Origin of the sequence: Bradyrhizobium diazoefficiens (genome assembly GCF_016616885.1) — a bacterium.
Lineage (GTDB): Bacteria > Pseudomonadota > Alphaproteobacteria > Rhizobiales > Xanthobacteraceae > Bradyrhizobium > Bradyrhizobium diazoefficiens_F.
The window spans coordinates 121,849-146,529 of sequence record NZ_CP067102.1 but is presented as its reverse complement, the minus strand read 5'-3'; the positions used below and the strand labels follow the sequence as shown (position 1 = coordinate 146,529).

Below are 24,681 nucleotides of genomic sequence, written 5' to 3'. Positions count from 1 at the left end.
GCGCCTCAGGGGCGCAGAGCCCTATTTTGCTGTTTGTATGACCGGCCACGGGGCGGAGCATTGCCTTGCGTTGGGGTCATCATGGTTGACCGCGGCTACAGCATACGGGCTAGCCGGCGAGAGCATCGATGTTCGTGCGGTAGCGAGCAGCCTCATTCTTCTCAATGGTTGCAGTACACTGCGCCTCGCGGACTCGCTCGTGCCGTCGAGCCTAAGGCTCTCGACCATAATGACCTCTGCCGGGATTTCGGTCGCTGGACCATACCGCAACATCCGCGGATCCAGCAGTATAGAGCACACTTTTATCGAGCTAGTGCTCGCAGGCTGGCCGGCGGGGCGCATCGTCCGCGAGTTGAACGTCTTGCTGCGCGATGAAGTGGGGGAAAAGCCGTGTATCGTCCTAGCTGGCGACCCACAGCTCTCGTTGCCAGAAGAGTATCGACGCGTGCCGCAGCCTCGAGTAGTGAATTCGTCGGCGAAGGCGCGGTCGACGGCGTTGGCCGGACTACGTGCCGCGACTGAGGAGTTGCGCAAGGTACGTGAGCTGCATACCGATCTGCAGATCTGGAATTGGCCCTTTCAAAGGTCCGATGCAACGGCAAAGGAGAGCATAAGCTGTCTGCGAAGCGCTAGCACAGCGCTTGCTCTCGAAAGTGGTGCGCCCTTGCTACTAAGCGATCTTGCGATCTTGACGGAGATGGTAGAGGCCGGTCGTCTCGCACTTCTGGACGCGATTTCGGATGATGCCACAGACTGGATCCGTTCCGGACAATGGCTACAAGCCGCGTACTCTTCGGTTTTGGAACCAACGATCCTCTCAACGCGCCGCTGCGATGGGGCCGTTGGCTGTTGCAACGGCGAAGGCGAACTGGTGGACTACCTTTTTCGGAGTACCGCCCTTTGTGGTACGGACGTGCTCGCACGAGAATGCGATCGGTGCGGGAGCTGCGCCGAGTGGACCGTCCGAGCTCAGCCTCCAATCGTACCCCACGTACGTCTGAGTAACGATGCTCTGACCGTTGCTATCGGTCCACTGAACCCGCGCGAACGCGGCCGTATCGTCGTGCATCGATGCGCTCGCACAGCGCCTGTGTCTTGGCCGCCGGCCGGCGGCGAGATCCGCTTTGACTTGAGTGCCTCGGAAGTCCGGGGCCGTCTGTCCGTCGTGGCACTACGCGCCGGAAGTAGCCACATCTCGGCTGCGTATGCGCATGTCTTTCGACCGCCGCGAATTGGGACGAAAGTCGCAAGAATAGAGGACATGGATGCACTATGAGACAGTTAGAGCCTAAGCCTGCGGCGCGCCAGCTACCACAGCCTTCAGGCGTCCCTTCATCAGAATGGGACAGCCTGATGGATGTTCGCTTGAGCGTGTCTGATGGCTCGATCTTCTTGAAACTGTTCGTACCACCGCTGTTTGACGGAGCTTACTTGGCGTTTAACGGGGAAGGGCGTCCAAGTGGGGTTGTCACGGCCGAGGGCGCCTCGCTGCTCGAACGGTGTTGTGCGACCCCGGTGCGAGCCTTGGTCTGCGACGAAGTTGGGACAATCGTCCCCTCAGCCTTGGATCGGGTTATCGAGCTGATCGAAGCGGGGTTTTTGTCGCCCTCATCGAAGTCCAGCATGGCTCACTGGATTCGACCCGATAAGGCCGACAAGACGCGGCACATTGGTCAGAGCGGCGAGCGTTTCATAAGGGCGTTTTACGACTACTTCGGAAACGTCTTTTTGGACGGGAGCCAGCTCATCGATAGTCACGGGGATTTTCTTCAAGCTGTCGCACGGTACTTTCCAATGCAAGCTGGGAAGGTTTGTATAGATCTAGGATGCGGATCTGGTCACTACACAGCCGCACTGGCTCGACTAGGGCACAAAGTGTATGCAGCCGATATTAGTCAGGCGCGAACCAATGCAGCGGCAGCAAAGCCATGCTCGCCTGGAGAGATTGTGCCGCTGCTCACGAACATCGAGGATATCGCGCTTCCGGATTCCAGTCTCGACTTCGCGATGTGCAATTTCGTGCTTGAGCACGTGGCGGATCCTTTTGCGGTCATCGACGAGATACTCCGCCTGCTGCGACCGGGAGGCGCCATGGTCCTGGCTGTTCCAAGCCTAAATGTACGCGACACTATTGCCTACTGGTTCTACGGCGAGACGCCCAGTCTCAACTTCGAACACCTTCGCTCCTATGGACTTGTGCCGGGGACCCACCCCTGGTGTGCAGTTACTGCTGATACGCTGTCCTACCTGACCCAAGGGGGCGCCGACGTAGTGACGGTCGAGGGTGTGAGTATTCTCGATGGTCTATGGTCGCCTTGGCTGGAGGAGTTCGCGGCCATTGCCGCTCGGCTGGGGCCGGCCTTTGCTACCACTTGGCCCTGGAGCGCTCTCGGTAGGCAAACAGTTATTTTCGCTCGTAGGAGACAGTGATGTCAGCCACATCGGCGTACGTATCGCTCCGAGACTTTTGGTCCCAATATTTCGAGCTGACGAGCCGCGCCAATCCTCCTCCCAGGGAAGCGGTTGTTCTTCAAAGATATGTTGGTTCAGTATTCGGCGATTTGACTGAACACCGCTTTGACCATCTAGATACTTTGCCGATAACGGTTCAGTGCAGCGCGTGCCAGAATAACACCGCGCAGAGGAAGGAAGCTGTCTGTGAGACTCACGTTGGCGTATTGATTGGCATCCTCGAAGCCATGACTCACGTGCCCATCGAGGCAAGCTATGTGCCGACGCCGGACCGCGATTGCGTTGTCACATTGCAGCTGTCGCCAGTGAACGGGCGACCAGCCGCAGCGGTCGCTGCTCGGCGCGAGCATGTCGACATCTATAACTCGGGCCAGGTTGTCTACCTGCTCGACAGGCATGCTGGAGTATTCCACGCGCTGCCGGATGCGCCAGCCTCCGTGATGGCGGCTCTTGACCGCCCCAGAACTCCGGCGGAACTGGCGAGCCTAACGCGGCTCGCTGAAGTCGGGGTCCGGTCGATTCTTGACCAGTTCTACGCCTGGGGCTGGATTTCGTGCCATTTTGACGCAGCGGGGTGATGCAATCATGGAGCCTTGTTCCTGGCTTCTCGTGTTTCCGCCCCTGATCCACTCTAACTGGGGCAATTACTACCCCTCCACGGCGCTGCTATCGGCGGCATTGGAGCAGTTGGGCTGTTCGGTCCAGCAGATCGATCTCAACGACCTATTCGTCGACTATCTTCTGGAGCCAGAGCGTCTGCGGCAACTTGCGTCTGGCGCGTCCGTCGGGCCGCTTGACATTATCGAGAGCCTACCCATCCGGGCCGCCGCAAATTTGCTCCTGAAGTCGCCGCACGGGATGGTCGACGAGCGCGGTCAACGACTGCCGCCCGAAAGAAACCCCGAGTTGGAGCTGGCAACGGAGCTGGCGCGGCCCTATCACGTCGACCTACCCGTGCCGGAGTTGGTCTCGGATCAATTTGCGACGTCTGCGGTGGCCCGCGCTTACGATGACTTTTTCACCGCGTGCAGCGTGGATAGAGCGATTTGTGCGACCCGTGACGCGGTAGGAATCAGCGTGCCCATGGGCCCGCAGCTAGCTCCCGCTTTACTGCTTGCACGCCGGGTCAAACGTCTGAGGCCCGACCTGAAGATCGTGCTGGGCGGTCCCACCTTGACGCTCATGGCCGACAGTTGGCTGGAAGCACTGCTTGCCAGTGCGCCGGACATTGACGCCGTGGTCCGTTTCGACGGTGAGGAACCCATTCAGCATCTTGCCACCCAAATAAAGGCTGGCCAATGGGATCCCCCGTCGATTGCCAACGTCTACGCGAAGGGCGCCGTGAAGGCGCGGGAACGCACTACCCATCGTTTGCGCAACGCGTTGTCCCCAAGCTTTGCGGATGAGCTTATGGCGCGCCTCGCCGAACCGAGGCTGTCTTTGCAGCAAGCGAGAGGATGCTACTGGGGTGCGTGCGCCTATTGCGACTTCATCGAACTTCACAATTCCGGACGAAGATACGACGGAAGATCCGTGAGTGCGCTCATCAATGAGATCCAGCAGTTTACCGCCAGGTACGGCACCCGCAGCTACTGGCTGGTCACGGAAGCGTTGCCACCGCACGTGGCGATGAAGTTCGCCGAAGCGCTGATTCAGGAGGCTATCGATATCGATTGGCGATCGTTCGCTATGGTCGATCCGGGCTTCACGCGCGATGTACTGACGACTCTTCGGCGCTCAGGGTGTAGCAGCCTAACGATTGGCCTAGAATCGATGACCACACGGGTGCTCCAAAACGTTAGGAAAATGGCTGGTGCGGAGGCCAACCTAAATTTCTTGGAGGCTGTCCAAGGCGCACGACTTCAGATCGATGTAAACCTGATTCCTAATTTACCCACGACAACCAAGGCCGAGGCCATGACGGGTCTCGCCCTGCTTGAGCGCTACGAAGATGCCTTTCGCACTGTGTCTATCTTTCCATTCGAGGCAACCCAGTCTTCGGCGATCGGCCGTGATCCGGGCCGCTACGGCCTGAGAGTGGCCGAGCCCAACTCGGATGCCCTTCATCCGAAAGGCCAAGCGCAATTCTCGACCAACAGGCTCGTCTGCCAGGACGAGGCGATGACACCTGATGAGCTTGCTAGCGTCTTTCGCGCCTACAGGGCCTTCGCCCGACGGGTCGCCACAAAGCGACAATCTACTTCCGCGAGCGCACGTCCAGGCTATCAAGTCGTTTCTCCGCGGACTGTGGTTTTCCCGGATGGCGATCAGGCGCTCGTATATGATTGGGATAGCGACCGCGCTTGGCGCCTTCCGACGAAGGTCGCGCATCTATTGGACTGGATGCAGGACCTCGGCCGACCGGTCCGTCGGGGGGAAGTCGCCACGTTCCTGCACACGAGCATGAGCGCTCCGGAGGCTGGGCTCTTTCAGCTTACAGAGGATATTCTATCATCCCTTACTGCAATTGAGATTCTGAAGCGCGTGCCGGAGATTGCGCCGTCGTGACTGCTGTTGGCCGATCAAACTCCTTCAACGTGCTCTGGGTGCTGGGCGACGCGGTGGGCTTTGGGCCCCGTTTCGATCTCTTTACGACCAGAGCTCTTATGATCGCCGGCCTTGCCGAACCCCGCATATCACAATTCTTGACTACTTTAGGCAGGATAGCCACTGCGGCCGGCACACCCACGGCGGCGTGTGTCCCCGTGTATCGACAGATGTTGGATTCCGATCTCTTATCACTCGCTGATAGCGTGCGCTGCCCGGTCGCAGATTTCGATGCCGTGTTCGTGCGCGCGGACCCGCCGATTACGCAGCGATTCCGCCATGCGCTCATTCAGCTCGCACTTGAAGAGACGCGGGTGTGGTTCGTGAATAGCCCGACTGCCATCCTCGCGTTGGGCTCCAAAATATTCAACCAACGTTTTCATGACCGGTTGGCGCCGGGTGTGGTGGCTGCGGAGCTTGAACCATTGCTCGCGGAAATGCGCCGTTCGCCGGAATCGGACTTCGTAGCGAAGCCCCTCGATCTGGCCGGTGGTCGTGACGTGCTTCGCTTGCAGTGCGGCGACGCCGATTCCGCTGCTACGTTGCAGCGACTGATCGACGCCCATGGTTTCATCCATCTTCAACGCTTCGTCGAGCAGGTCCAGACCGAGGGCGAAATACGCTACCTGGTATTCCATGGGAGCATCCTTGCGGCATGGCGCAAACGGCCTGCGCCTGGCGATTACCGCGCGAACCTCGACCAGGGAGCAACCATCGAGCGCCTTCCGCAAGGACACGACTTCTCAGATGCCGAAGCTATTGTCAGCCGCGTCACCGCGGTGGCACCGGGTTTCGTCTTCTATTCGATCGACACTATCGGACCTTTTGTGAACGAGCTGAATGTCGAAAATATTGGCGGCCTGCCAAGCGCCGACGCGCTTTATGGCCGGGATCACGCTGGCATCGTGATAGACCGCCTATGCGCAGAGCTTGAACGTCGTCGCGCCTTTCGCGGCGTTCGGCCGTTGCGGCAGGTGCTTATATGAAGGGTAAGCCTACCATCAACGAGATGACGGTCGAGCGTTACGAACTGCCGGACGCTGCAGCTTGCTATGCCGCGCGCGATCGCCTCAATTCACACGTTCTTCGCACGCCCGTAAGGGAGCTTCCTTGGCTGTCACAACGTCTGGGACGGCTGGTGGTCGTCAAATTGGAACACCTCCAACGATCTGGCTCATTCAAGTTTAGGGGCGCGCTCAACGCGCTGCTTTCGACCCCGCGCGAGCAGACGGTCATAACCGGTTCAGCTGGAAACCATAGCCTAGCACTGGCCGAGGCGGCACTCGTGACCGGCCACAGGATCGTAGTCTGCCTTCCGCTCACCGCGAGCCCCCTGAAGCGCGAACGGCTCGCCAACTACGGGGTAGCGGTGATCGAGTGTGGAGCGACTCTCGATGGAGCGATTGAGCATGCCCGCACGGTGGCTCGACAGCATGGCTTCTCCTTCATCTCGCCCTACAATGACGCCGCAGTTATAAGCGGAGCTGCCACGATCGCGCTTGATCTTGTGGACCAAGTGCCTGGGCTCGAAGCCGTAATAGCTCCAGTAGGTGGAGGCGGCCTTGTGACGGGGCTAGCCTTAGGTCTGGCCGCGGCTGGTCGGGACGCGCAATTTGTGGGCGTGCAGCCCGCTCGCTTTGCTGGATTAGCGTGGGCCATCGAAGGCAGAACGGACCCTCTTCCGTACCGACCGACGCTCGCCGACGGTCTTATGGTCAATCCTGATCCCGACTGTCCGACCATCGGATTTGCGCGCGAACGCGTCGATGAGCTGGTGCAGCTGGACGAAGAGACTATCGCGGCGGGCTGCCTAGCGCTACTTGCGCGCGAGTCCTTGCTCTGCGAGCCCTCTGGAGCAATCGGAATAGCGGCAGCATTGGCCGGACGGCTTGATGGTCTGGCGGGCAATGGGCCATTGGTAATTGTTCTGTCCGGCGGCAATCTGGCACTGGCAACCCTTGCAAAAATTCTCGCCTATCCGTTCCGGCGCCCCGAATTTCAGGCGCTGCTGGAACTGCGCCACCGTACCGCCGAAGAGGAGACGCGGCTTGTACCCCTGGGCGGGCTTGCGCAAAGAGATGGAAATTTCGACTGGGATCGGAAGGCGACGTCTGCTCTGGCGCGCGACGCCCTAGACCGAGGAGTTCGACAACTGAAGCAATTCTTGGAAGTGTGCGACGCTGATCGTCTGCCGATCGGCGAACGGGAGGTGGCCTTTCTGCATACACTATCGCATGCGACCGACGGGCTGCTCTCGGATATCATGGAACGCACGTCCGACGCTATCGCGCGCGAGCGGATGACACGGTTGGCAGGCCGCGCCGCCGCGTTCATCGATCAGGCGCTCGCCTGGCAGGCGCCGGCGTACGACCAGGCTGGCGTTGCAGCTTTCAGCATGCCCGAGAGCCAGCAAAGTCCGCTCGTGAATTACACGCGCTACGGCTCTCGAAACGTTATGGAACTGGAGCGCGATCTAACGGCCGCATTGGGCTTCGACCTAAACAGGTGCACCATCCTTGCGACCTCTTCTGGGATGGCCGCGTATACGCTCGTAGAAGCTTACCTACTCCGACATGTTCTAGAGCCTGGCGATTCGGTCGTGTGCCAACCGGGCCTCTACTTTGAAACGCTGGAGCAACTCTCATCCAACCGCGCCATTTGCGTGGAAGTTGCCAAAGATGATGCAGCCGGGTCGTTGATTGACGCGGTCCGGCGGTGCAAGGCCCGAGCGGTCTTCGTCGAGCCGTTGACGAACACCCCCGATCTTCGGGTGCTTGACCTTAGGGATCTGCTTCGGCGTCTTGACACCGTTGATGATGGTCCCTTGTTAGTTGTGGTCGACGGTACCTTGCTTTCGGGCGCGTTTGATCCGTTTGATGTTGCCGCCGGACTCCGCCGAATTGAAGTGATCTATACCGAAAGTGGCTCCAAGTACTTACAAGCCGGACTAGATCTGACGACCTTGGGTTTGGTGGCCGCCCGACCCGATCGACGAGCCGTATTCGAGCGCCTCCGCCGTAACACAGGAACCATTCTCTATGATTCAGGTGCAGTACTGACGCCGCGCCTCACGCGCGCAATGCATCTAGGGCGCATGCGTCTAATGACAGCAAATGCGATGACGATCTGCGGTTGTCTTGAGGAACGGTTTGGAGACCGCCGCGCAAGCGAAATAAGTACCGTGTTTCCCGGCAAGTACGACCACCCGGATTGGCTTTCCGGACGCGGCTATGCCCATCTTGGTGGCGTCATGACGCTGCGATTCGCTGCAGATGGGCTCAATAATCGGTGGATGCTCGACGCAGCCATTGAGCATGTTCTTGCCGCAGCAACCGACCGTGGCGTACCGATCACCAAGGGCGTGAGTTTCGGCTTCTCTGTTCCTAGGATTTCGGCGGCTTGGTCTATGTCTGAGCGGTCGCAGCCGTTTCTAAGGCTTAGCGTGGGCGACGGCGACCGGGCCGCGACCGAGACGTTTGCCGAAGTCCTGGTCGAAGGCATTTCCCGTTTTCTGCAAATGAACAGGCAACTGGCCGCAGAATGAATCAGCACGAGTGAGCTGATCCTTCATCGGCTTACTGATAACACGTGAGTTCGCCACAATTGGCGCGGTCCTTCTGCAAGCAGGAATTGTTGCACACCCGCTGATCACCTGAGGTTCAAAGCCTCGATGCGGCGGCGTGCGGCCGTAGCGACCGCGAACTGAGCTGGCATGCCCCGAACGCGCGCTCGCGACCGTGAATAAGCGTCCAACATTGATCCCGCTACTACCAAGTTAATCAACCGCCGACTACGGGTAGATATCGGCTATCCGCAACCTGACGGGCGTGTCAGCTGGTCCTGAACTCGATTATCGAATGTCATGAGTAGTCCCCTGCCGCGCGGCAGGTATCGCCGTTGTCGGCTGGGAGAAAGTTATTGACACATGCCCCGCGTCGATGGGAGGGGACGGACGTTCGGTAGCTTAGCTGCTGATGTGGTTCCAAAGGTAGTGGGCGGTTACTTTCCAGCCCTTCCGCTCAAGCCACCTGACAAATTCAACATTCTTTTCGTAGTTCCACTCGCTCTTCTTTACTAGTCGTCCTATTTCCTTCACGACGCAATCTCCGTCCTCGTTCCTGTTTACCAAACTCTTTATGTAGCTCCGGCCCGCTTCATTCAAACCTCGACCCATGTCGTCCCCCAACAATATGGAGATTGGAATCAACCAGCGCACTCCGGCGCTCGGTACGCCCTTCCCGTCAAGGATTGAGAGCGATGGTGCTAGTTTCGCTACCATTGCACTCATAGCAGCAGGTTGAACATCCTCTATTACGACGAAACCCGACTCCCCAACCACCAGCTCTGGGGTTATCTTTTACCCACGCCCCGTAGCAAATCATCTCACCGAAGTTGCACGTCAAAGTGAAAGACTGCTTTTGCGCAGAAGGCAGAACATACGCTTGTTCGGAGCTTGGCCAAACGTGCGGCCGGAGTTGGGAGTAGAAAGCAAGTGCGGCAGTTGCGTAGTGGTTGTTTTGAAATGTGAAAGTAATAGTTGGCGGGTTAAATGCTGCTTCAGAGGTTCGTAGCTCGACTACACGCGGCGCGTATGCCGGGCAGGTTAAGCAGCAGCCCACACATCTCTTTTGCCCATTTCTGCCTGCCCCCCAGAATGGTCCAAGGTTGCTATCAGGAGACCAAGCGCCGAAGCAGATCTTCTCGCCAGGGATGCAGCCTAGATTGTTAGAAGAGACCGAGTTTGGTGACAGTTGCCCTCCGGCCCATTGCCTAGTGGAATCTGATGCGGAAAAGAATGCGAACGACACTTGGTTTGAATGGCCGTTCTTCAGCGTGAACCGGGCTACTGGCTCGGATAACCGATCCGGCAACTCTGGCGTATCCCCATGGACCGTGGGAGACGGGTGGTTTCGCTCGGCGGCCGTGTCGGAGCTGCGTGGGGTTGGAGGATTATCCTGATTCTGATTGACGAGACGATTTGCCGGTTGGCTCCGACCCCTATCCTCGTTGTTGAAAATTGCAGCCCCAATCGCAACCAAGCCAGCTAGGCAAAGCACGACAACCAAAGCTCTGATGTAGCTGGAGTCCGAGCTCTCTCCTCTACCTGAGTTGCGCGACCGCTCAGCGCGGCGTTCCTCGGCAACCGCTTGAGATGCGTCGTCCAAACCGCGGGAGACTTGATCGCGCAAATTATGCAGATCTGGCCGCACCATCAGCTGATTAGGTGGTCTAGAGATGTTCTCGCAAGGCTCGGAGTTATTGCTTCGAAGGGGTCTTCTTGCTCGGACTGTCCGCAGACCTCACAAGCTTCGTCATGTCTCGCTGAGAGCCACACTGACTGGTACGCGTACTGGTTTGGAACGCCCGAAAACACGCGCGGGTAGAACCAGTAGTCCGGCTCCATGCTCATCGTGAGGTAGTGGAAACCTTTGGCTAACACATCAGCCGTGAACGATCCGAGTGGCACTGGATCGCTGGACACTAGTAATGAGACGGCTAGCTTTAGGGCCGCTGTACAAACGTGGTGAATATCACACCCGAGTGCGATTTCGCCCTGCAAGCGCCCCGTTCCGTAGTCGGTGTCGGCTACAACATCATGCTCGCGGGCGAGCCTCATATGCGGTTTGACCTGACACTCGAAGCATGGCGTGATCGTGGGAATGGCGACTGCAACCTCGCCACCTTTCGCCCCCCGGTAAAGCGCAATAAAAAGAGCCGGTCTTTTGAGAAAGAAAGCACAGCGATTGATTAATATCTGTGTTTCAGGATCATCAGTGGCGCCTATCACTAGATCCGCTTCGCCGAATATCTGCCTTAGAGTCTCCTTTCCAACATCTCTGAACTTGGAAGGAAACACCTGGACCTGTGTGATGGGATTGATTTGATGGACTATTTCGCCGATCGCGGTTGCCTTGTACTGACCGACCTGGTCGATGCGATATGAGCTTCTAGAGAGATTGCTAAGTTCGACTCTGTCGTGATCGACACAAATCAATTTGCCAACACCAGACCGAGCAAGGTGCTCCGCAACGAAGGAACCCACAGAACCAAGCCCTACAACCAGAATGGCTGATGTTCTGAGCGATGCCGCCACCTTCGGCTCGATTCTCGCTTGGATCGACGACATCAGATCTCCAGACCTGTGGTCTGCGCTAATTAGGAACCGGCGCCACCCGTGTGCACGTCCAAATTCTGCACTCGACGTCAATGCTGAGCGGACGTTAGCTCCCCAAGCAGGTCCAAATGGTCCGGGAGGTCTGATGAATTCCCTTAGAGATTCGAGCAAACGCTGGTCAAGAGGCAATGACCGAGTCCACACCAGCGAGATGAACTCCGCATCAGTGCCATCCCCCCAGTTCATTACTGCAAAGGGCGGAGTTTCGGGGAACGTTTCCGATGGGATAAGATATAGCTCCGCTCGCGGAGCAAACTGCAAACAGAGCGCGTCAACGTCTAGCGCGCCGAGAGGCATCTTTAGATAGGTGATATCCCCTGCGCCGAGTTCGATCTTCGCCAGGATGGCCGCATTTTGAAGCTTCTGAATAGGTGTGGGAAGCGACATGCTAAGCCGCGTCAGATCTATTGTTAGCAGAGAAGGGAAATTGGCCCCCGCCGTGGCGAGCTACTGAGATGCCGTTCGCCCACAAAACAGACTTAGCGAAAGCTTCTCGAAGAGTAGGCTGGCCGTTACCAAATTCGCTGCCGAAGCAAATCCGGCCGTCCGGATAGATATGGCCTGTGTGAGGATTGCTCCAGTAGTCCTCCAGCTTCGGGGAGATTACGTAGACCTGATAAAAAGCGCCGTCGAAATATAAGAACATGCAGTAGCGTTCTTGCAACTCGCACGTTATTTCATATACCCAACCGCGAATGCCTTCAGCAGTCGTAATTTCTCTTGCGGTTTGCGGCAGGAACGTTCTGACGATCTCACGATCTCGATCTGCTCGGCTTGCGAACGTATCTTGTCGAACTTCGGACAGCGGCTGCGCCGCAGTATTGTCTGCCTCGACAATCTTACCTTCTCGGTTGACAAAGATTTTTTGACTTTGCTCAGCCGGTTGCGTTGTACCGAGGTCCTGATTCTGCAGCACTCGGTCGCGCAGCCTATTTAGATCGAGGGTCATCACCTAGCTCCGTAAAGGCATTTTGATCTTGCTTGGTAGGATTGGGCTTCACGTGATTGGTCGCGCTTAGCAATGCTTCGCCAATGGCTTTCCAAAGGTTGAAACAGCCCGAAGCCAGGAAACGCCATTGAAAGGGCACTTCCTCAGTGTCCGGATTTCCATGGTTGAGTGACGTTAGGAGCGCAATCGGTTTGGAGAACGGATAAGTAGGTGGAAACATCAAGATCAGATCGAAACTGGAGCTTGAGATAGTCTCCGTCTGGAAAAGCAATCCACCAACGGAAAGAAATCCCCGATTTCGCTTCACTTCGATGGATCTGGTTTTGAGCTCATGGACAACTGTTTCGACGCTCGCCTCTAGCGGCATTACTGAACAATCCATTTGCCTCACGATGGCGTGTTCAGCTGCTTTGAAGAGGTTGTGACGCCGCAGGTACCAATCTGTCGGCCTGGGTTCTGGGGTCCTCTTCGGCCGGTACGCAACGTATGATGTCAAGCGGCCTTGTGTAGGCAGACTAATCTCGCTGTGATTGGCTTCATCCGCAGGCCGGTCGAGAGTCACGATCGGGCCGATGAACTGAGCTAGGTGTGGGTTCACGTCCAGAGAGTTTTGGAAGGCAATGTGATCTTGGGATGAGGGCTGATCAAAATAGCCAGGATGCGAATGAACGATACCGAAAAACTGTAGACCGTCCCGCCGTTCCCGCTCTCGGACTATTTCCTGCAGCGTAGCTGACGGGGTGTATGTGCTGCCCGTGACATCAGCCCTCGGATCCGGAAGAAATCGGCAGATCACATTTGTAAAGGGAATGCCTAGAAGGGCGCCTCCTGTCTCAGGCTCCCGAACTCCTATGTAGCTACCGATTTCCGACAATACCTGGTCCGTATAGATGATCATGGATATGACCAATTCAGAACCGCCGCCTAAAGATGTGATAGTGATAAATGCGTCGTGACCGGATCGGCCCGAATAAAAGAGAGCGCAAAATCGCCGCGGCACCTATCAGAAAAACCACCCCGATGACGATGCTAATCAGCCCATGCCGTATGGGGTACTGAGAAGCAGTCAGTCCATCGAAGGTCAACTGCAGTCCAGTTATGGTGCAAACTAGCGCAACGCCAAACCGAACAAGGAAGCGCCCCATCGAGACTTTCCTCTCAGGCTAGCACCTACGCACCAGCACCCTTCAAATCTGATCCTGACGTTAAATTAGATTAAAGTATAGTTCCGACGATCGACAGTAGCAAGGACCAGACGAATGGTGCCTAGGAACGACCACTAGGCGCATGTTGGAAGTATGCTGGCGGCGGATTGAACCTGAAAGCGGGTTTATTGTCTGTGCTACAGTGAGCCCCAATTCGAGAGGCTCGATCTAGGGAACGTCCACCCCGTTCTGTTGGTCAGCTTATCTTACCTTTACTCGCCATGAGCTAGATGAAATCAGAGAAGCCGCTGACTGGTGTCTCTTCCGAGCTAAAGGGGGCGCTCTATAGAGGTAAGAGTCCAACCACGATCGAGTTTTAGTGTGGCAAGCTGAGTGAATATCCCGGGCCAGTCAACGAGGCCAATGCAACTGATCAACGCACAGGAGGATATTGATGCCAACCAGAGCATGTGCGGCTTGCGGAGAAAAGAAAGAGATCGAGGGCGGCATGATCTGCGAAAGGGGGCACTTCATTTGCCGTGCATGCTCGGGAAAATCGAAAGGGATCATCTTTGATCACACGCTTTCACGTTGCCCGGTATGCAAAAGCAAACTTACTTAGGATCAGCAGCAAATCAGCCATCACGCAGGGGTTGAGGGTCTAGGTCGCAGCGCGCGTCAGAAAGATAAACCAGCGCTTATGTTTTGCCTGGCCCGAACCGGAGGTGCACACCCAAGCGGTCGCTCAACGCATCGTTTCAGGAACTCGTCGATGTGAGCTACATCGCAGCAAGGCGAGTCTTCGAAATGCGTCGACCGGGAGTGGTGAGTGCCGCGAAGTGACTTTTTCGTTCAGGCTGCCGGCGGCGCGAACTCGGCCGGGGCGCGTCCTGCGGGCACCGAGGCCAAGACCGCGCCGGAGCCGGAGTAACAAGCGAAACTGGGAGGGCTCAGGTGGCGGTCGGCTTCCATGGCGAGGATTCCGAGAGGATCGCCGAGCTGCTGGAGGGTGCGGGCGCGAGGCCGTTCGGACGAAGTGGGCCGAGCGTCGTCATGCCAAACTTCCCAAGCCGCTCTTCCAGGCGCAGTCTCGCTGCCTCGGCAGTGCGTGTGGTTCGGTGATCAGAGCAGGGTCGACACGAGCACAGTCCAGTGGTACAAGCGTCGGACTTAGCGCAGAGGTAAGTGGCTGTTTTTGCTGCAGTTTGACGGATCTGGCCCCAATCCTTTCCTGGGCACCATTTTGCAGGATTTGGTTCCCAAATCGGGCTGCTTCCAATCAGTGGAGATCGCCGCGCGGTGATCCAGCGATTGCCCGCCGCGACGGTCCCCGGTCGGACAAATCGAGCCCGCCCCTCAGACCACGCTCCTCCCCGCCACCGATTTCTGCACAAAATACATCGCGACCAGCGTGATGATCGTCGTCGTGACGACGACGTAGCCGATCCGCTCGAAATGGAGCAGCGAACCGTCGGGTTGTTGCGAGATGATCGCAGCCGCAAGCACCGAGCCGAGCCCGCCGGAGAATTGCTGCAGCGAGGCACTGACCGCGCTGAACGAGCCGCGCTGGCTCTGATCGGGAATCGCCGAGATCAGCGCCTGCGACGGGATCATGCGCGAGAAGATGCCGACGAACAGCAGCACGTTGACGGTGATCGCGGTCACCAGCGAGACGTGGCCGAGATGGGTGTAGATCAGCACCATGACGGCGGTCATCGCGCAGCCGAACACGAAGGTCGGATATTTGCCGAAGGCGTCGCTGGCGCGGCCGACCAGCGGTCCCGTGACGATGCTGAACAGGCCGGAGACCAGATAGATCGTCGGCAGATGCACGGTATCGATGCCGATATTGTTGACGGTGAAGGCGCTGGAATACGGCATCAGCATGTAGCCGCCCGTCGCCAGCAATGTCGTGACCGCGAAAGCCAGCGTGTAGCGCGGTTCTCCGATCGTCGCGATGAGATGATGGAACGGGTTCTTGTCCTGCTTCAGTTTCAGATGCGCGTCGACCGGCTCCATGGCGAAGGCGATGACGGCGATCGCCAGGATCGACAGGCCGATGATCGCAAAAAAGCAGACATGCCAGCTCCAGTGATTGGCGAGAAACAGCCCGGCCGGAACGCCCAGCACCTGGCTCGCGGCAAACGCCGTCTGCACGAATCCCATCACGCGGCCGCGCAGATGCAGCGCGAACAAATCGGTGACGATGGCCAGCACGATCGAGCCGATCACGCCGCCGAACAATCCGGTCACGATCCGGCCGAGCAGCAGCACGTGATAGTTCTGCGCCAGCGCGCAGAGCAACGTTCCGAGCGCGAAGCCGACATAGAAGAACAGCAGCAGCCGCTTGCGGTCGAACCGGTCGGCAAAGCCGGCGGCGAGGATGCCGGACAATCCGGCGCTGAACGCGTAGGCCGACACCGCGACGCCGAATTGCCCGGCGGTGATGTCGAGCGAGGGCATCAGGATGGCGCCGAGCGGTGACATGATGATGAAATCGAGGATGATGGTGAACTGCGCGAACGCAAGCAATGCCACGAGGAGTGACTGGTAGCGCGTAAAGCCGCGCTGGCGTTGCTGTTGATCGTCGATCGGCGCGGCGAGCGTCTGGTCTGTCATGACACCTGCATGGTGAACGGGGCGCGGGGAGCTGGGCTCAGATAGGGTGGACGTGGGCGATTTCCACCGGAGCCGGCCTCAAGTTCCGCTGATATATCGAGCGCGCGCCGGATTGTGGGATCCCTGCAACAGCCTGGCGGCGGCCCCTCTCGGCCGCCCTTCGCCCAGCCGAATTAAGCCGACCTTAGCGAATGCCCCCTAGACTCGCGGCCGTCCATTTTCCTGCTCCCCGGCCTTCCCAGCCCTTGGGCCGGCCGTGTCGCGGTCAGTCAGAGCGTTTTCGGATGGAGCAGCCCGTCAGGCAGTACGATCGGAGCGAGGCCGCGCCGCAGGCCATGTCTGCGCCGGGGCGCACCCTCGTCATCGATCTCGAAGGCGCGCTGCTGCGCTCTGAGCTGCTGATGGAGGCGCTATTCTCCAGCCCCGCGCATTTGCTGGCCCGCTTCGGCGCGGGCGGTCGCGCAGGCATGGCGGCGCTCACGGCTATTCTGGCACGCGCCGAGCTCGACTACGCCCAGCTTCCCTATGATGCCGACGTGCTGAACCAGGCGCTGGCGGCGCGGGCGCGCGGCGCGAAGATTTATCTCGCCGCCGGCCGCTTCGCCGATCATGCAGCCGGCATCGCCGCGCATCTCGGTTTTGATGGCGTCGTTGCGCCGGCCGATCTCGCTGCGGGTGATCATCTGCCGTTCGATCGCGCTTCGATCGAGCGCATCGACGCGCGCGGCAGAAGCAGGGCTAGCCTGAACACCTGGGCGAAGGCGCTGCGGGTCTATCAATACGCCAAGAACACGCTGGTGTTCGTTCCCGTTATCACCGCGCATCAGCTGAATGTCGCGGCGCTCGGCTTGACGCTGCTGGCGTTCCTGGCGTTCTCGGCCTGTGCGTCGGGCGCCTATCTGATGAACGATCTGCTCGACCTCGCCGCCGACCGCCAGCATCCGACCAAGCGCCATCGCGCGCTTGCGGCGGGTGACTTGCCGATCTCCTCGGCGCTATCAGCGATCCCCGCGCTGTGGCTGTTCGCGGTCGCCGCGAGCCTCTGCATCTCTCCCGCCTTCCTCGGCGTGCTTGCCGTCTATCTCGCCACCACCATCGCCTATTCGCTCGTGCTCAAGCGCAAGATGCTGGTCGACGTCGTCACGCTCGCCGGCCTCTACTCCCTGCGCATCGGCGCCGGCGCGGTCGCGGCCGGCGTCGTGCTGTCGGAATGGCTGATGGTGTTCTCGCTGTTCGTGTTCACCTCGCTCGCGCTGATCAAGCGCTTCAGCGAGCTCAGCATGCGTCAGGGCGAAGGCCTCGCCGATCCCTCCAACCGCGACTACCGCATCAGCGATCTGCACATCATCGCCGCGATGGCGGCCGCGAGCGCCATGAATGCGGTGACGGTGTTCACGCTCTACGTCTCGTCCTCCGCGGTGACGCCGCTCTACAGCCGGCCCTGGATGCTGTGGCTGCTTGCGCCCTTGCTGCTGTATTGGTTCGGCCGCGCCCTGATGATCGCGCATCGCCGCGAGATGCCCGACGATCCCATCATCTACGCCTTCCGGGACGGCGCCAGCCGCACCACCGTGGCGGCGATGGTCTGCATCATGCTGGCGGCGATCTGATGAGCCTGGCGACATCGAGCCTGGGTGCGGCGAGCCGGAACAGCTTGCGGGCGCTCTCGCCTGCGACGGTCGACACGCTGGTGATTGCGGCGTTCGCTGCCGTGGTGTCCCTGCTGCGCACCGGCTTCGTCTTCGGCGTCTGGAACAACCTATTCCATCTTCCGATCGTCGCCGGGCTCGGCAACGAGCCGCAGTTTCACGATGACGCCTTCATCCAGTCCCTGCGCTATTTCGCCTCCGGCGTCTGGATCCTCCTGAACGACACGCAGAGGGACGTGGGGCAGACGGAAGTGCTGTTCTTCGTCCTGAACTATCTGTCGCGCCTGTTGTCTTTCGTCGGCTTCCTGTGCTGCGCCTCGCTGCTCGGCGTCGTCACGCGGCGCGACAAGATCGTCTTCAGCCTGATCCTGTGCGCGATCGCGTTCCTCGACGGTTACGCCCGGGCCGGCATGGGCGGACTGTTCGTGAACTATTTCACGCATTCCGAGATCGCCAACGGTACCGTCCTGCTCGCAATCTATTTCGCGGCGCGACGATGGTTCATGTCGGCGGCCGTTGCCTGCGGTGTCACCTTCTTCGTCAATGCCTTCGTTGCCGTCTGGCTCGCGCCGCTGCTGGTTATCGTCGCGGTCACCTCAATGCTTCGAGGCGAGACGACGCTGCGGACCGTCTGCTGGCGGACCCTCGCCGGGCTCGTGATCTCGCTCCCCATGGCCTATCCGGTCCTGCACGCCGTGCTCGGCAATCCCGAGTTCGGCAAGCCGCCCGGCTTCGACTATCCGGCCTATCTCCGTGAATATTATGCCGGCCATTCGCTGATCACGGCGGTCGATCTCGACAGCATCCTCGCGATGGTCGCGGTGATCGCTGCCGGCGCCGCAGCGTTTGCGTGGTTCGGCGCCCGGGCGCGCGCGTTGCAGGCGGTCTATCTCGGCGCGATCCTGGTCTATGCGGTCGGTATCGTCATTCCGTTCGTCTCCGGCGCGAATCTCGTTCTCAATCTTCAACTGCTGCGTTCGGGGACGCAGATCTACCTGTTGGCCGGACTTGCCGTGGCGGCGCTCGCGACCAACTGGCTGAGCCGTGGCCGTGCGATCGCCTTCTTGCCGGGGTGCCTGATGGTGCTTTGCCTTGGCATCAACGGCATCGCAATCGCGCTCGTCGTTCCGCTGGTTGTGGGCGTGGTCGTGGCCACGGGCGTCACGGACGACGCGCCCGCCTCGCATCGCCGGTTCGGCTATGCGGCGTTGGCGCTGGCGGGTCTGGTACTATGGCCGTTCGCGGCTTGGCAGAACCTCGCCGCCGGCCGCATCTTCAACGATGCGGTCGGTGAGTGGCAGGACGTCGGCAATTGGGCGAGGGGTGCGACACGGACCGATGCGATCTTCCTGCCGCTACCCCATCGCGCGGAAACCGCGACGGTGCAACCCGGGGACCTCGCGCTCGCGCGGGTGACCATCTTCGAATTCGTGGCGCATCGCCGCATCTGGGTCGACTACAAGCGCGGCGCCGCCGCGATGTGGACGCCGTCCTACTACTGGATCTGGCACGAGCGGATGACCGAGACGGAGGCGCTGGAGTCCCACGCCGCACGATTGGCCTATGCCGCGGGGCACGGCATCGATTACGTCGTCGATCGCTGCGAGACATTGTCCTCGCAGCGTGACGTGGTGTTCCGGACCAGACGGCTCTGCGTCTCGGCCGCCGAACGCGCGCCAGCCGGTTGAAATACGGCCCCGATGCTTGCGCCGACCGTGGCCAGCGGCTACATCGCGGCGCGCAAGGCTGCTGGCGGATCTTCGACCCGGCCGGCCCTCGCCAGTTGCCGCTTCAGGCATTAATTTGATCTAGCGCCGATTCGATTGAGGGTTTGAAACGCCATGACCGTACGCCTGCATCGCGGCGACCTGCCAGACCTCACCCGCTACACCGGTGCGGTGGCGATCGACACCGAGACCATGGGCCTCAATCCGCATCGCGACCGTCTCTGCGTGGTGCAGCTTTCGCCCGGCGACGGCAGCGCCGACGTGGTGCAGATCCCGAAGGGCCATACCGATGCGCCGAACCTGAAGGCGCTGCTGACCAATCCCGCCATCACGAAGATCTTCCATTTCGCGCGGTTCGACGTTGCGGTGCTGTACCAGACCTTTGGCGTGATGACCGGGCCAATCTACTGCACCAAGATCGCCTCCCGCCTGACCCGCACCTATACCGATCGCCATGGCCTCAAGGACCTCGTGCGCGAGGTGCTCAATGTCGACCTCTCCAAGCAACAGCAGTCCAGCGACTGGGGTTCCGACAGCCTGACAGAGCCACAGCTGGCCTACGCCGCCTCCGACGTGCTGCATCTCCATGCCCTGCGCGAGCGGCTCGACGCCATGCTGGTCCGGGAGGGCCGCACCGCGCTGGCCAAGGCCTGTTTCGATTTCCTGCCGACCCGCGCCGTGCTCGACCTCCATGGCTGGGCGGAAGAGGACATTTTCGCGCATTCCTGAGCCTTCTGCAGGAGGCTAAGCTCGGGCGGTCGCCCCGTTTCGGACACTTTCGTAACGGCCTGTTCAAAGCTGATATGCCCAAGGCTGCCTACTACAAAGGCTGCCTATTCCAAAGGCTGCATATTCCTGAGGTCGCGGGTACAATGGGGCGTCCTCGATTGGAGCCTTCTGACCAGGCAAGCGATGCCCCCGGAGCAGCGGTGAACTCGGCCCAGTTTTCCACCTACGACGCCGCGCTTGCGGCGAAGTTCGCCCGCGCGGCGCGCCACAGCCGCCTGGTGCGGATTCTGCGCATCGCCGTGCCGGTGACCGTGGTTCTGGCCATGGCCTCGATCGTCGCGGTCTCGACCTTCCTCAACCCGTTCACCATGATCCCCGTGAAGGTCGATTCCGGAAATCTGGTGGTGACGGGCACCAAGATCACGATGGAATCGCCGCACCTGTCCGGCTTCACGCCGGATCAGCGGCCCTACGAGCTCTGGGCCAAGACCGCGACGCAGGACATCACCGATCCTGATCATGTCGACCTCAATGACCTCAAGGCGAAGGTGCTGATGGAAGACCAATCGACCCTGCTGCTCGATGCCCGCACCGGCCGCTTCGACAACAAGCAGCAGCAGCTCGATTTGCACAAGGACATCTTCCTGCGCACCTCGACCGGCTACGAAGCGCGGTTGAACTCGGCTTTCGTCGACATGGGCAAAGGCACGGTCTCCTCCGATGAACATGTCGACGTCAAGCTGACCAACGGCACGCTGACCGCCGATCGCTTGCGCATCACGGAAGGCGGTGACGTCATCCGCTTCGAAGGCAATGTCGTGATGCACCTGGACAAGATCAGCACGGATGACGCGACGCCGGCGCCGGTCGAGCCGCCCGCGCCGCCGCCGGCGAAGTCCAAGAACAGGTCTGCGAACTCAAAGTGATTTTCATGGCTCATGTTTTTCCGCGCAACGTCAGCAAGCGTCGCGCCATCGTCGCAGCAGTCGCGCTTGGCGGCGCTGCGCTGATTGCGACCGGTGCGGCCGTCGCACAAAGCACGATGCAAGGCGTGCCCAATGCGATGCAGGGCTTTTCGCAGAACCGCGATCAGCCGATCCAGATCGAGGCCGCCTCCCTCGAGATGCGCGACAAGAAAAAGGAAGCGACCTTCGCGGGCAATGTGAAGGTGGTGCAGGGCGACACCACCATGACCTCGAAGACGCTGGTGGTGTTCTACGAATCGAGCAGCGACAAGGCGGCCGCGCCGCAAGCGGCACCTGCGAAGGGAACGAAATCGGCGCCCGCGCAGTCGGCCCCGATGCAATCGGCGACGCCGGGGCCGGGCGGCGCCTCCTCGATCAAGCGGCTGGAAGCGCGCGGCAATGTCGTCGTCACCCAGAAGGACCAGGTGGTGACCGGCGAGACCGCGGTGTTCGATACCAAGACCAACCTCATCACCATGCTCGGCGGCGTGGTGCTGACGCAGTGCCAGAACGTGCTGCGCGGCGACCGCCTCATGGTCGACATGACCACGGGCGTCTCTCGGGTGGAATCCGACAGCGGCAAGGTGCAGGGCCTGTTCATCCAGTCCCAGGGCGGCTCAAACGGCAAATGCGGAACGCCCGTAGCTCCGGGCGCAGGCTCGCCTTTGCAATTGCCCGGCGGAAGTAAACAAAAGTAAATTCCAAAAGTAAACTCAATGGCTTGGCCTTGATGCGGCCGATCCGAGGTTGAAGCTTGCCCGGCGAGACTGTATCTAGCGCGCAGGGCTTTCGAAGCGGGGTCCGCCGCTTTTCGGGCGTGTTTCACTGGGCATGAGATATCCCTTCATTCATGCTGCGTCGGCGAAGCGAGAGGCCGGCGCGGCAGACCGCGCGAGCGCCGCGCAGGATCCGTAGAAGGCTGGAAGACGGGGATGGTCGATCTATTCAGCATGTTCCGTCGGCGCCCCGCCAAGCGCGGCCGGCCAGGATTTGCCCGTCAGGACATCACCGCGCTCGGTGACAGCGTCGGCGGCCTGGTGGCGAGTCCGGTGCGGGACGTGCCGCCGCTTGCCCGCGACCAGCCGATGCAGGCCTCGGACCCCTATGGCGTCGAGGCCCGACCGCGGCCGCGGCCGGCGGCCCAGCCTCCCAAAGCCAGGCCCGCCGCCAAGACCAATGCGAAGTCCAACGGCTCGGGCGCACCGCAGCTGTTGCGGCGCCCGGGCTTCCTGGCTGTGCATAGCGTGGAAAAGAGCTTTGGCAGCCGCCAGGTGGTGCGGGGCGTCAGCATCTATGTGCGGCGCGGCGAAGCCGTCGGCCTGCTCGGCCCGAACGGCGCCGGCAAGACCACCGTGTTCTACATGATCACCGGCCTGATCAAGGCCGATCGCGGCGCGATCGAGCTCGACGGCCACGACGTCACCAAGCTGCCGATGTATCAGCGCGCGCGGCTCGGCATCGGCTATCTGCCGCAGGAAGCCTCGATCTTCCGCGGCCTCACCGTCGAGCAGAACATCCGCGCCGTGCTCGAAGTGGTCGAGCCCTCGCGCAAGAAGCGCGAGCAGCAGCTCGACTCCCTGCTCGATGAATTCAACATCACGCGCCTGCGGAAATCACCGTCGATCGCGCTGTCCGGCGGCGAGCGTCGCCGCGTCGAGATCGCGCGCGCGCTGGCGACGCGTCCGAACTACATGCTGCTCGACGAGCCCTTTGCCGGCATCGATCCGATCGCGGTCGGCGACATTCAGGACCTGGTCCGCCATCTCACCAATCGCGGCATCGGCGTGCTGATCACCGACCACAATGTGCGCGAGACGCTCGGTCTCACCGACCGCGCCTATATCGTCTATGCCGGTGAAATCCTGACGGAGGGGAGCCCGGACGAGATCGTCGCGGATCCGGATGTTCGGCGCCTTTACCTTGGCGAGGAATTCCGCCTCTAGCCCTTTTTTCCATTTCGTCAAGGCGTGTACATCGGGTCAGGACTAAGATAAGCAAGAATCGGACCAATTTTCGGGAACGGTTCTTGTTAGATGGCGCTTTCGCAGAGATTAGAGTTCCGGCAATCGCAGTCGCTGGTCATGACGCCGCAGCTGATGCAGGCGATCAAGCTGCTGCAATTGTCCAATCTCGATCTCACGACCTTCGTGGAGGAGGAGCTCGAGCGTAATCCCCTGCTGGAGCGGGCCAATGACGAGGCCCCCGGCGAAGCCCCGGCCGAGGCCGGCCAGTTCAGCGACCACGATGGTGATGATTCAGGCAATCAGGGTGCCGATGACGGCTTTGGCGGCAGCGGCAACGCCTTCGAGCCCGGCCAGGAAGAATGGATGAGCAAGGATCTCGGCACCCGCGCCGAGATCGAGCAGACCCTGGACACGGGCCTGGACAATGTCTTCTCCGAGGAGCCGGCCGAGGCGGCTGCGCGCAATGCGCAGGACGTCGCGCCGACCACCTATACCGAATGGGGCGGCGGTGCCTCCGGTGACGAGGACTACAATCTCGAGGCCTTTGTCGCGGCAGAGATGACGCTCGGCGATCATCTGGCCGAGCAGCTCTCGGTTGCCTTCGCCGGGCCGGCGCAGCGCATGATCGGGCAGTACCTGATCGACCTCGTCGACGAGGCCGGCTATCTGCCGCCCGATCTCGGCCAGGCGGCCGAGCGGCTTGGCGCAACGCAAGCCGATGTCGAGGGCGTTCTTGCCGTGCTGCAAAAATTCGATCCGCCCGGCGTCTGCGCGCGCAATTTGAGCGAATGCCTGGCAATCCAGCTCCGCGAGCTCGACCGCTACGATCCGGCGATGCAGGCGCTCGTCGAGCATCTCGATCTCCTCGCCAAGCGCGACATCGCCGCCTTGCGCAAGCTTTGCGGCGTCGACGATGAAGATATCGGCGACATGATCGGCGAGATCCGCCGCCTCAATCCCAAGCCCGGCATGAAATTCGGCTCGGCGCGGCTGCAGACCATGGTGCCCGACGTCTATGTCCGCCCGGGTCCGGACGGCGGCTGGCATGTCGAGCTCAACAGCGACACCTTGCCGCGCGTGCTGGTGAACCAGACCTACTATTCCGAGCTGTCGAAGAAAAAAGGCAAGGACGGCGACAAGTCGTATTTCACCGACGCGCTGCAGAATGCGACCTGGCTGGTGCGCGCACTCGACCAGCGCGCCCGCACGATCCTGAAAGTTGCGACCGAGATCGTGCGCCAGCAGGACGGCTTCTTCACCCATGGTGTCGCGCATCTGCGACCGCTGAATCTCAAGGCGGTGGCGGACGCGATCCAGATGCATGAATCCACGGTGTCGCGCGTCACCGCCAATAAATACATGGCGACAAATCGCGGCACATTCGAGTTGAAATATTTCTTCACGGCGTCGATCGCTTCGGCCGACGGCGGCGAGGCGCATTCCGCCGAAGCCGTGCGCCACCACATCAAGCAGCTGATTGATTCGGAGGCGCCCTCCGCGATCCTGTCGGATGATACCATCGTGGAACGCTTGCGCGCTTCGGGCATTGATATTGCCCGCCGCACGGTCGCGAAGTACCGCGAAGCCATGCGCATTCCGTCCTCGGTGCAACGCCGTCGCGACAAGCAGAGCGCTCTTGGTAACATCCTTTCCACCGCAATGTCCGATCGCTCCCGCAACACCGAACCGGCCTGATTGCGCTGGCGCGAAATCGCGCTACTCTCATCCCCCCATCGCGAC

At 60.4% G+C, this 24,681-nt stretch carries 16 protein-coding genes; 12 read left to right on the top strand and 4 right to left on the bottom strand.

The window, feature by feature from the left end; all coding sequences use genetic code 11:
* Positions 1-1,353: 1,353 nt before the first annotated feature.
* From JJC00_RS00625 to JJC00_RS00605, 5 genes are all read left to right on the top strand, one after another.
* Positions 1,354-2,430 (top strand): class I SAM-dependent methyltransferase, encoded by a 1,077-nt coding sequence (locus JJC00_RS00625; RefSeq protein WP_200470866.1) that lies wholly within the window; start codon positions 1,354-1,356, stop codon positions 2,428-2,430.
* On the top strand, positions 2,430-3,050 hold the full coding sequence (locus JJC00_RS00620; RefSeq protein ID WP_200470865.1) for a hypothetical protein: 621 nt from the start codon (positions 2,430-2,432) through the stop codon (positions 3,048-3,050). The genes JJC00_RS00625 and JJC00_RS00620 overlap by 1 nt, the downstream gene beginning before the upstream one ends.
* Positions 3,051-3,057: 7 nt before the next feature.
* Entirely contained in the window at positions 3,058-4,980 is a 1,923-nt protein-coding gene (locus JJC00_RS00615) for a B12-binding domain-containing radical SAM protein (protein WP_200470864.1), read from the top strand.
* 98 nt (positions 4,981-5,078) lie between these two features.
* Complete coding sequence (locus JJC00_RS00610; protein ID WP_246774323.1) at positions 5,079-6,005, top strand: ATP-grasp domain-containing protein; 927 nt, start codon at positions 5,079-5,081, stop codon at positions 6,003-6,005.
* On the top strand, positions 6,002-8,563 hold the full coding sequence (locus JJC00_RS00605; protein WP_200470862.1) for a pyridoxal-phosphate dependent enzyme: 2,562 nt from the start codon (positions 6,002-6,004) through the stop codon (positions 8,561-8,563). The genes JJC00_RS00610 and JJC00_RS00605 overlap by 4 nt, the downstream gene beginning before the upstream one ends.
* Positions 8,564-10,231: 1,668 nt before the next feature.
* Here JJC00_RS00605 and JJC00_RS00600 read toward each other — a convergent pair.
* From JJC00_RS00600 to JJC00_RS00585, 4 genes are all read right to left on the bottom strand, one after another.
* Positions 10,232-11,581 (bottom strand): HesA/MoeB/ThiF family protein, encoded by a 1,350-nt coding sequence (locus JJC00_RS00600; protein ID WP_200470861.1) that lies wholly within the window; start codon positions 11,579-11,581, stop codon positions 10,232-10,234.
* A gap of 1 nt (position 11,582) precedes the next feature.
* Positions 11,583-12,143 carry a hypothetical protein gene (locus JJC00_RS00595; RefSeq protein ID WP_200470860.1) on the bottom strand — a complete coding sequence of 187 codons (561 nt, stop codon included), beginning with the start codon at positions 12,141-12,143 and terminating at the stop codon, positions 11,583-11,585.
* Positions 12,124-13,041: a Mov34/MPN/PAD-1 family protein gene (locus JJC00_RS00590; RefSeq protein ID WP_200470859.1), complete on the bottom strand. Its 918-nt coding sequence runs from the start codon at positions 13,039-13,041 to the stop codon at positions 12,124-12,126. The genes JJC00_RS00595 and JJC00_RS00590 overlap by 20 nt, the downstream gene beginning before the upstream one ends.
* A gap of 1,603 nt (positions 13,042-14,644) precedes the next feature.
* Entirely contained in the window at positions 14,645-15,907 is a 1,263-nt protein-coding gene (locus JJC00_RS00585; RefSeq protein WP_200470858.1) for an MFS transporter, read from the bottom strand.
* Positions 15,908-16,191: 284 nt separating this feature from the next.
* On the opposite strand from JJC00_RS00585, the gene JJC00_RS00580 reads away from it, so the two are divergent.
* The 7 genes from JJC00_RS00580 to rpoN all read left to right on the top strand — a co-directional run bounded on the left by JJC00_RS00580 (position 16,192) and on the right by rpoN (position 24,636).
* Positions 16,192-17,517 carry a UbiA family prenyltransferase gene (locus JJC00_RS00580; RefSeq protein ID WP_200470857.1) on the top strand — a complete coding sequence of 442 codons (1,326 nt, stop codon included), beginning with the start codon at positions 16,192-16,194 and terminating at the stop codon, positions 17,515-17,517.
* Positions 17,517-19,244: a hypothetical protein gene (locus JJC00_RS00575; RefSeq protein ID WP_200470856.1), complete on the top strand. Its 1,728-nt coding sequence runs from the start codon at positions 17,517-17,519 to the stop codon at positions 19,242-19,244. The genes JJC00_RS00580 and JJC00_RS00575 overlap by 1 nt, the downstream gene beginning before the upstream one ends.
* A gap of 153 nt (positions 19,245-19,397) precedes the next feature.
* On the top strand, positions 19,398-20,012 hold the full coding sequence (locus tag JJC00_RS00570; RefSeq protein WP_200470855.1) for a ribonuclease D: 615 nt from the start codon (positions 19,398-19,400) through the stop codon (positions 20,010-20,012).
* A 200-nt stretch (positions 20,013-20,212) separates the two neighbouring features.
* Entirely contained in the window at positions 20,213-20,938 is a 726-nt protein-coding gene (lptC, locus tag JJC00_RS00565; RefSeq protein ID WP_200470854.1) for an LPS export ABC transporter periplasmic protein LptC, read from the top strand.
* 5 nt (positions 20,939-20,943) lie between these two features.
* Positions 20,944-21,675: an LptA/OstA family protein gene (locus JJC00_RS00560; protein WP_200470853.1), complete on the top strand. Its 732-nt coding sequence runs from the start codon at positions 20,944-20,946 to the stop codon at positions 21,673-21,675.
* Between the two features lie 234 nt (positions 21,676-21,909).
* Positions 21,910-22,920 carry an LPS export ABC transporter ATP-binding protein gene (lptB, locus tag JJC00_RS00555; protein ID WP_200470852.1) on the top strand — a complete coding sequence of 337 codons (1,011 nt, stop codon included), beginning with the start codon at positions 21,910-21,912 and terminating at the stop codon, positions 22,918-22,920.
* A 90-nt stretch (positions 22,921-23,010) separates the two neighbouring features.
* Positions 23,011-24,636, top strand: a complete 1,626-nt coding sequence (gene rpoN, locus JJC00_RS00550) for an RNA polymerase factor sigma-54 (protein ID WP_200470851.1) — start codon at positions 23,011-23,013, stop codon at positions 24,634-24,636.
* Positions 24,637-24,681: the final 45 nt, after the last annotated feature.

What these genes read in the sequence shown, in the direction of transcription:
- JJC00_RS00585 (WP_200470858.1), bottom strand. Translation starts at nt 15,907, where the DNA reads ATGACAGACCAGACGCTCGCCGCGCCGATCGACGATCAACAGCAACGC.
- JJC00_RS00620 (WP_200470865.1), top strand. Translation starts at nt 2,430, where the DNA reads ATGTCAGCCACATCGGCGTACGTATCGCTCCGAGACTTTTGGTCCCAA.
- JJC00_RS00610 (WP_246774323.1), top strand. Translation starts at nt 5,079, where the DNA reads ATGATCGCCGGCCTTGCCGAACCCCGCATATCACAATTCTTGACTACT.
- JJC00_RS00615 (WP_200470864.1), top strand. Translation starts at nt 3,058, where the DNA reads ATGGAGCCTTGTTCCTGGCTTCTCGTGTTTCCGCCCCTGATCCACTCT.
- JJC00_RS00625 (WP_200470866.1), top strand. Translation starts at nt 1,354, where the DNA reads ATGGATGTTCGCTTGAGCGTGTCTGATGGCTCGATCTTCTTGAAACTG.
- JJC00_RS00605 (WP_200470862.1), top strand. Translation starts at nt 6,002, where the DNA reads ATGAAGGGTAAGCCTACCATCAACGAGATGACGGTCGAGCGTTACGAA.
- JJC00_RS00580 (WP_200470857.1), top strand. Translation starts at nt 16,192, where the DNA reads ATGGAGCAGCCCGTCAGGCAGTACGATCGGAGCGAGGCCGCGCCGCAG.
- JJC00_RS00600 (WP_200470861.1), bottom strand. Translation starts at nt 11,581, where the DNA reads ATGTCGCTTCCCACACCTATTCAGAAGCTTCAAAATGCGGCCATCCTG.
- JJC00_RS00595 (WP_200470860.1), bottom strand. Translation starts at nt 12,143, where the DNA reads ATGACCCTCGATCTAAATAGGCTGCGCGACCGAGTGCTGCAGAATCAG.
- JJC00_RS00570 (WP_200470855.1), top strand. Translation starts at nt 19,398, where the DNA reads ATGACCGTACGCCTGCATCGCGGCGACCTGCCAGACCTCACCCGCTAC.
- JJC00_RS00590 (WP_200470859.1), bottom strand. Translation starts at nt 13,041, where the DNA reads ATGATCATCTATACGGACCAGGTATTGTCGGAAATCGGTAGCTACATA.
- lptB (WP_200470852.1), top strand. Translation starts at nt 21,910, where the DNA reads ATGGTCGATCTATTCAGCATGTTCCGTCGGCGCCCCGCCAAGCGCGGC.
- rpoN (WP_200470851.1), top strand. Translation starts at nt 23,011, where the DNA reads ATGGCGCTTTCGCAGAGATTAGAGTTCCGGCAATCGCAGTCGCTGGTC.
- JJC00_RS00560 (WP_200470853.1), top strand. Translation starts at nt 20,944, where the DNA reads ATGGCTCATGTTTTTCCGCGCAACGTCAGCAAGCGTCGCGCCATCGTC.
- JJC00_RS00575 (WP_200470856.1), top strand. Translation starts at nt 17,517, where the DNA reads ATGAGCCTGGCGACATCGAGCCTGGGTGCGGCGAGCCGGAACAGCTTG.